Source organism: Phaeospirillum tilakii (genome assembly GCF_042683125.1).
Lineage (GTDB): Bacteria > Pseudomonadota > Alphaproteobacteria > Rhodospirillales > Magnetospirillaceae > Phaeospirillum > Phaeospirillum tilakii.
Genome location: NZ_JBHUIY010000074.1, coordinates 1 through 5,529 on the forward strand (window position 1 = coordinate 1; position 5,529 = coordinate 5,529).

The following is a 5,529-nucleotide window of genomic DNA, read 5'->3' on the forward strand; positions in this document are numbered from 1 at the left end:
CTGCCCGCTCGCGATGACGGCGCCAGCGGAGAACGGTTCGAAGGCCTGTTGCCGCCGGTCGCGTTGGGCCCGTGCTTCGCGATCCGCAAGCCGGCGGTGCGGATCCACACCCTCAGCGATTATGTCACCGACCGGATCATGCTGCCGCTCCAGGCCGAGACGCTGCGCCGTGCGGTGCGCGAGCGGCGCAACATCCTGGTGGTCGGCGGCACCTCGTCGGGCAAGACCACCCTGGCCAACGCCCTGCTGGCCGAGATGGCCGGACTCGACGAGCGGGTGATCCTGATCGAGGACACCCGTGAACTGCAATGCGCCGCGCCCGATTGCGTTGCGCTGCGCACCCGGGCCGGGGTGGTGAGTCTGGCCGATCTGGTCCGCTCGACGCTGCGGCTGCGGCCCGACCGGATCATCGTCGGCGAGGTGCGCGGCGCCGAGGCGCTCGACCTGCTGAAAGCCTGGAACACCGGCCATCCCGGCGGCATCGCCACGATCCACGCCAATTCCGCCCGCGCCGCCCTCTACCGCCTCGAACAGTTGATCCAGGAGGGTGTGGTCACCGTGCCGCGCCGGCTGATCGCCGAGGCGGTCGATCTGGTGGTGTTCATCACCGGGCGCGGCACCGGCCGCCGGATCGAGACCATCGCCGAGGTCACCGGGCTCGACGGCAACGGCGATTACGCGGTCAGGGAGAGGCCGGGCTACCGCCCGGTCCCGCTCGGGGACGTGTTCCCCGAACCCCTTCCTTTTTCCGAAACCGGGTCTGGGGCCGTGCCCCAGGTGGGGACGGGCGGCAGCCCGCGAGACATCTAACCGAGGAGACTCATCATGCGTTCTCTCGCCTTCGCCACCACCCTGCTGGTTTCCACCTCGGCCTTTGCCGCCGGGGCGGGGATGCCGTGGGAGCAGCCGCTGCAGCAGGTGCTCGAATCCGTCCAGGGGCCGGTCGCCAAGATCATCGCGGTGATCATCATCATCACCACCGGCCTGACCCTGGCCTTCGGCGAGACCTCGGGCGGGTTCCGCCGGCTGATCCAGATCGTGTTCGGCCTGTCGATCGCCTTCGCCGCCTCGAGCTTCTTCCTGTCCTTCTTCAGCTTCGGCGGCGGAGCGCTGGTGTCATGAGCATCGACGGCTTCGAGGTGCCGCTGCACCGGGCGCTGACCGAGCCGATCCTGCTCGGCGGCGCGCCGCGCACCCTGGCGATCGTCAACGGCACCGTCGCCGCCGCTCTCGGTCTCGGCCTGCAGATGTGGAGCGCCGGGATCGTGCTGTGGCTGGTCGGCCATTCCGTCGCGGTGTTCGCCGCCAAGCGCGATCCCGACTTCGCCTCGGTGCTGGCCCGGCATCTGCGGCAGAAGGGGGAGCTGTCATGCTGAACCTCGCCGAATACCGCCGCCGTGCCGATCGGCTGGCCGATCACCTGCCCTGGGCGGCGTTGGTCGCCCCCGGCATCGTGCTCAACAAGGACGGCAGCTTCCAGCGCACCCTCCGCTTCCGTGGTCCCGATCTCGACAGCGCCACCGAGGCCGAACTGGTCGCCACCTGCGCCCGCGCCAACAATGTGTTGCGCCGGTTCGGCTCGGGCTGGGCGCTGTTCTTCGAGGCCGAGCGGATCCCCGCCCAGGATTATCCCGATTCGTCCTTCCCCGATCCCGCCTCCTGGCTGGTCGAGCAGGAACGCCGGGCCGCTTTCCTCGGTCGCATCGGCAGCCATTTCGAGAGCGTCTATCACCTGACCCTGCTCTATCTGCCGCCGCCGGATTCGGTCGCCCAGGCCGAGGCGGCGTTGCTGGAGCGCGACCGGACCAGGGCCGACGGCCGCGACTGGCGCCAGGAACTGGCGGCGTTCCAGGCCGAGACCGACCGGGTACTCGATCTGCTGGCCGGCTTCATGCCGGAGGCGCGCGGCCTCGACGATGGCGAGACCCTGACCTACCTGCACGGCACGATTTCAACCCGGCGCCATCCGGTCCGGGTGCCGGAAACCCCGCTCTATCTCGACGCGGTGCTGGTCGATACCCCGCTGACCGGCGGACTCGAGCCCCGGTTGGGCGAAAACCATCTGCGGATCCTGACCATCCTGGGCTTCCCCAATATGACCCGGCCCGGGCTGCTCGACGCCCTCAACCATCTCGATTTCCCCTATCGCTGGGTCACCCGCTTCATCGCTTTGGACAAGGTGCGGGCGACCAAGGATCTGACCCGGCTGCGGCGGCACTGGTTCGCCAAACGTAAATCGATCCTCGCCCTGCTGCGCGAGGTGCTGACCCAGGAACCGTCGGTGCTGGTCGATTCCGATGCCGACAACAAGGTCGCCGATGCCGATCTGGCGCTGCAGGCGCTGGGCGGCGACCATGTCGCCTTCGGTCATCTCACCACCACCCTGGCGGTGATGGATCTGGACCGTCCGCGCGCCGACGAGAAACTGCGCGCCATCGAGCGGGTCGTCACCGGACTCGGTTTCACCGTGATCCGCGAGAGCGTCAACGCGGTCGAAGCCTGGCTCGGTTCGCTGCCCGGCCACGTCTACGCCAATGTCCGCCAGCCGCTGGTCCATACCCTCAACCTCGCCCATCTGATCCCGCTGTCCTCGGTGTGGGCCGGACCGGCGCGCAACGCCCATCTCGACGGCCCGCCGCTGCTGATCGCCGAGACTTCGGGGGCCACCCCGTTCCGCCTCTCCACCCATGTCGGCGATGTCGGCCACCTGCTGATCGTCGGCCCGACCGGGGCCGGCAAGTCGGTGCTGCTCGCTCTGCTGGCGCTGCAGTTCCGCCGCTATCCGGGGGCGCGGGTAACCCTGTTCGACAAGGGCAACTCGGCCCGTGCCGCGACCCTCGCCATGGGCGGGGCCCATCATGCTCTCGGCGCCGGTGGCGGGCTGGCGTTCCAGCCGTTGCGGCGGATCGACCTCGAGGCGGAGCGGTCGTGGGCAGTCGAGTGGATCGCCGGCCTGCTGGCCCATGAGCGGGTGACGGTCACCCCGGAGATCAAGGAAACGCTGTGGTCGGCGCTGGCCAGCCTCGCTTCGGCGCCCCCCGAGGAACGGACGCTCACCGGCTTCTCGATGCTGGTGCAATCGAACGCGCTGAAGGCGGCGCTGCTGCCCTACACCCTCGACGGTCCGTTCGGGCGTCTGCTCGACGCCGCTGACGATCGGCTGGAATTGGCCGACGTCCAGTGCTTCGAGACCGAGGAGCTGATGCACCAGCCCGGGCTGGTGCTGCCGGTGCTGACCTATCTGTTCCATCGCCTGGAGGAACGGTTCGACGGAAAGCCCAGTCTGCTGATCCTCGACGAGGCCTGGGTGTTTCTCGACCATCCGCTGTTCGCGGCGCGAATCCGCGAGTGGCTGAAGGTGCTGCGCAAGAAGAATGTCGCGGTGATCTTCGCCACCCAGTCGCTGGCCGACATCGCCGACAGCACGATCGCCCCGGCGATCATCGAATCCTGCCCGCAGCGGCTGTTCCTGCCCAACGACCGGGCGATCGAGCCGCAGAGCCGCGCCGCCTATGCCCGCTTCGGCCTCAACGACCGCCAGATCGAGCTGATCGCCCAGGCCACGCCCAAGCGGCACTATTACCTGCAATCGCGGCGCGGCAACCGGCTGTTCGACCTCGCCCTCGGCCCGGTCGCGCTGGCGCTGTGCGGTGCCTCGTCCCCTGACGACCAGAAATTGATCGACCGTCTGTCGGCCGCGCCGGACTCGTTCCTTGAATCCTGGCTCGCCGCCAAGGGGCTGCCCTGGGCAGTCGATCTGATCCGGGAGTACCTCCCATGACCTTCCGTCTGTTTGGTGGGGCTTCCGCCCCACACCCCGACCGGGAAGCGGAGCTTCCCGGACCCAACTCCTTTTGGGGGTCTGGGGCCTCCAGGCCCCAGCGGGTCATGGGCAGAGCCCATGTCTTTGTCGCCGTGCTCTTGTTGCTCGGCGCCCCAGCACGGGCGCAATGGGCGGTGTTCGACGCGTCGAACTTCGCCGAGAACGTCCTGCAGGCGGCGCGGGCGATGGAGCAGATCAACAACCAGATCCGCTCGCTGCAGAACGAGGCGGCGATGCTCGAGACGATGAACCGCAATCTGCGATCGCTCGACAGTTCGTCGCTGGGGCAGATGACGACGGCGCTGTCGCGGATCAACGGGCTGATGAATCAGGCCGATGGCATCGCCTTCACCCTCGACGCGACCGACAGCGCGTTCCAGCGGCAATTCCCGTCGCAATACGGTGCGGCGCTGACCAGCGACCAGTCGCTGGCGGCGGCGAAGACCCGCTGGCAGAGCGCGATGAGCGCCTATCGCCAGACCATGCTGATCCAGTCCCAGGTCAATCAGAACGTCCAGGCCGACACCGCGACCCTGGCCGATCTGGTCAATGCCAGCCAGGGCGCGGCCGGGAGTCTGCAGGCCCAGCAGGCGGCCAATCAGCTGATCGCGCTCTCCGCCAAGCAGCAGATGCAGATCCAGACCCTGATGGCGGCGCAGTACCGCGCCGAGGCGCTCGAGCAGGCCCGCAAGGCCCAGTCGGAAGCGGCCGGGCAGGCGGCGACGGCGCGGTTCCTCGGCTCGGGGACCGCCTATTCGGGCCGCTGAGGCGGCGGAGGGCAGGGCGATGGACGACCTGTCGGTGATCGACGGCTTTCTCACCAGCTTCACCCGGGCGATCGACCGCGGTTTCGGCCTGCTGTCGGGCGACGTAGCCTCGCTGACCACCATCCTGATCGGCCTCGACATCGCCCTGGCCGGGCTGTTCTGGTCGATGGAGGCCGAGAGCGAGATCCTGCACCGGCTGCTGCGCAAGATCCTCTATGTCGGCCTGTTCGCCTTCCTGCTCAACCATTTCGCCGACCTCGCCGACGTGGTGTTCCGGTCCTTCGCCGGGCTCGGGCTGAAGGCCGGTGGCGGCGCGCTCGACAGCGCCGACTTGCTGAAGCCGGGGCGGCTGGCCGGGATCGGCTATCAGGCGGCGTGGCCGCTGTTGCAGCAGGTCGGCAGCCTGATGGGCTTCACCAGCTTCTTCGACCATTTCCTCACCATCGCCGTGCTGCTGTTCGCCTGGCTGGTGGTGATCCTCGCCTTCTTCATCCTGGCGGTGCAGCTGTTCATCACCATCCTCGAATTCAAGCTGACCGCGCTGGCCGGCTTCGTGCTGGTGCCGTTCGCGCTGTGGGGCAAGACCGCCTTTCTGGCCGAGCGGGTGCTGGGCAACGTCATCGCGTCGGGGGTCAAGGTGATGGTGCTGGCGCTGATCGTCGGCATCGGCTCGGGCTTCTTCGACCAGTTCACCGCCGCCCTCAACGGAGCCGATCCGACCGTCGCCCAGGCGATGTCGCTGGTGCTGGCGGCGATGGCGCTGTTGGGACTCGGCATCTTCGGCCCCGGCATTGCCGCCGGGTTGGTGTCAGGCGCGCCCCAGCTCGGCGCCGGGGCCACGATTGGCACCGTCGGCGCGGCAGCGGGGGCGGCGGTGCTGGTCGGCGGGGCCGCCGTCGGCGCGGCCGGTCTGGCCCGGGCGGGCGGTCTCGCCGCGAT

Annotated in this window: 6 protein-coding genes; all 6 read left to right on the plus strand. The window is 68.8% G+C overall.

What is annotated here, in order from left to right; translation table 11 throughout:
* The coding region (trbB, locus tag ACFSNB_RS18320; protein WP_377319217.1) for a P-type conjugative transfer ATPase TrbB at positions 1 to 810 on the plus strand (810 nt) is incomplete at its 5' end.
* Between the two features lie 15 nt (positions 811 to 825).
* On the plus strand, positions 826 to 1,122 hold the full coding sequence (locus ACFSNB_RS18325; RefSeq protein WP_377319219.1) for a TrbC/VirB2 family type IV secretion system protein: 297 nt from the start codon (positions 826 to 828) through the stop codon (positions 1,120 to 1,122).
* Positions 1,119 to 1,376 (plus strand): VirB3 family type IV secretion system protein, encoded by a 258-nt coding sequence (locus tag ACFSNB_RS18330; protein ID WP_041795083.1) that lies wholly within the window; start codon positions 1,119 to 1,121, stop codon positions 1,374 to 1,376. The genes ACFSNB_RS18325 and ACFSNB_RS18330 overlap by 4 nt, the downstream gene beginning before the upstream one ends.
* The gene (trbE, locus tag ACFSNB_RS18335) at positions 1,370 to 3,781 is read left to right on the plus strand and encodes a conjugal transfer protein TrbE (RefSeq protein WP_377319221.1); all 2,412 of its coding nucleotides are present in this window, start codon (positions 1,370 to 1,372) and stop codon (positions 3,779 to 3,781) included. The genes ACFSNB_RS18330 and trbE overlap by 7 nt, the downstream gene beginning before the upstream one ends.
* A gap of 107 nt (positions 3,782 to 3,888) precedes the next feature.
* On the plus strand, positions 3,889 to 4,590 hold the full coding sequence (gene trbJ, locus ACFSNB_RS18340; protein ID WP_377319223.1) for a P-type conjugative transfer protein TrbJ: 702 nt from the start codon (positions 3,889 to 3,891) through the stop codon (positions 4,588 to 4,590).
* A 19-nt stretch (positions 4,591 to 4,609) separates the two neighbouring features.
* Positions 4,610 to 5,529 (plus strand): P-type conjugative transfer protein TrbL (gene trbL, locus ACFSNB_RS18345; RefSeq protein ID WP_377319225.1); only part of this gene is annotated, 920 nt, incomplete at its 3' end.

Coding starts and splice junctions, on each gene's coding strand:
- ACFSNB_RS18325 (WP_377319219.1), top strand. CDS start 826: ATGCGTTCTCTCGCCTTCGCCACCACCCTGCTGGTTTCCACCTCGGCC.
- ACFSNB_RS18330 (WP_041795083.1), top strand. CDS start 1,119: ATGAGCATCGACGGCTTCGAGGTGCCGCTGCACCGGGCGCTGACCGAG.
- trbE (WP_377319221.1), top strand. CDS start 1,370: ATGCTGAACCTCGCCGAATACCGCCGCCGTGCCGATCGGCTGGCCGAT.
- trbJ (WP_377319223.1), top strand. CDS start 3,889: ATGGGCAGAGCCCATGTCTTTGTCGCCGTGCTCTTGTTGCTCGGCGCC.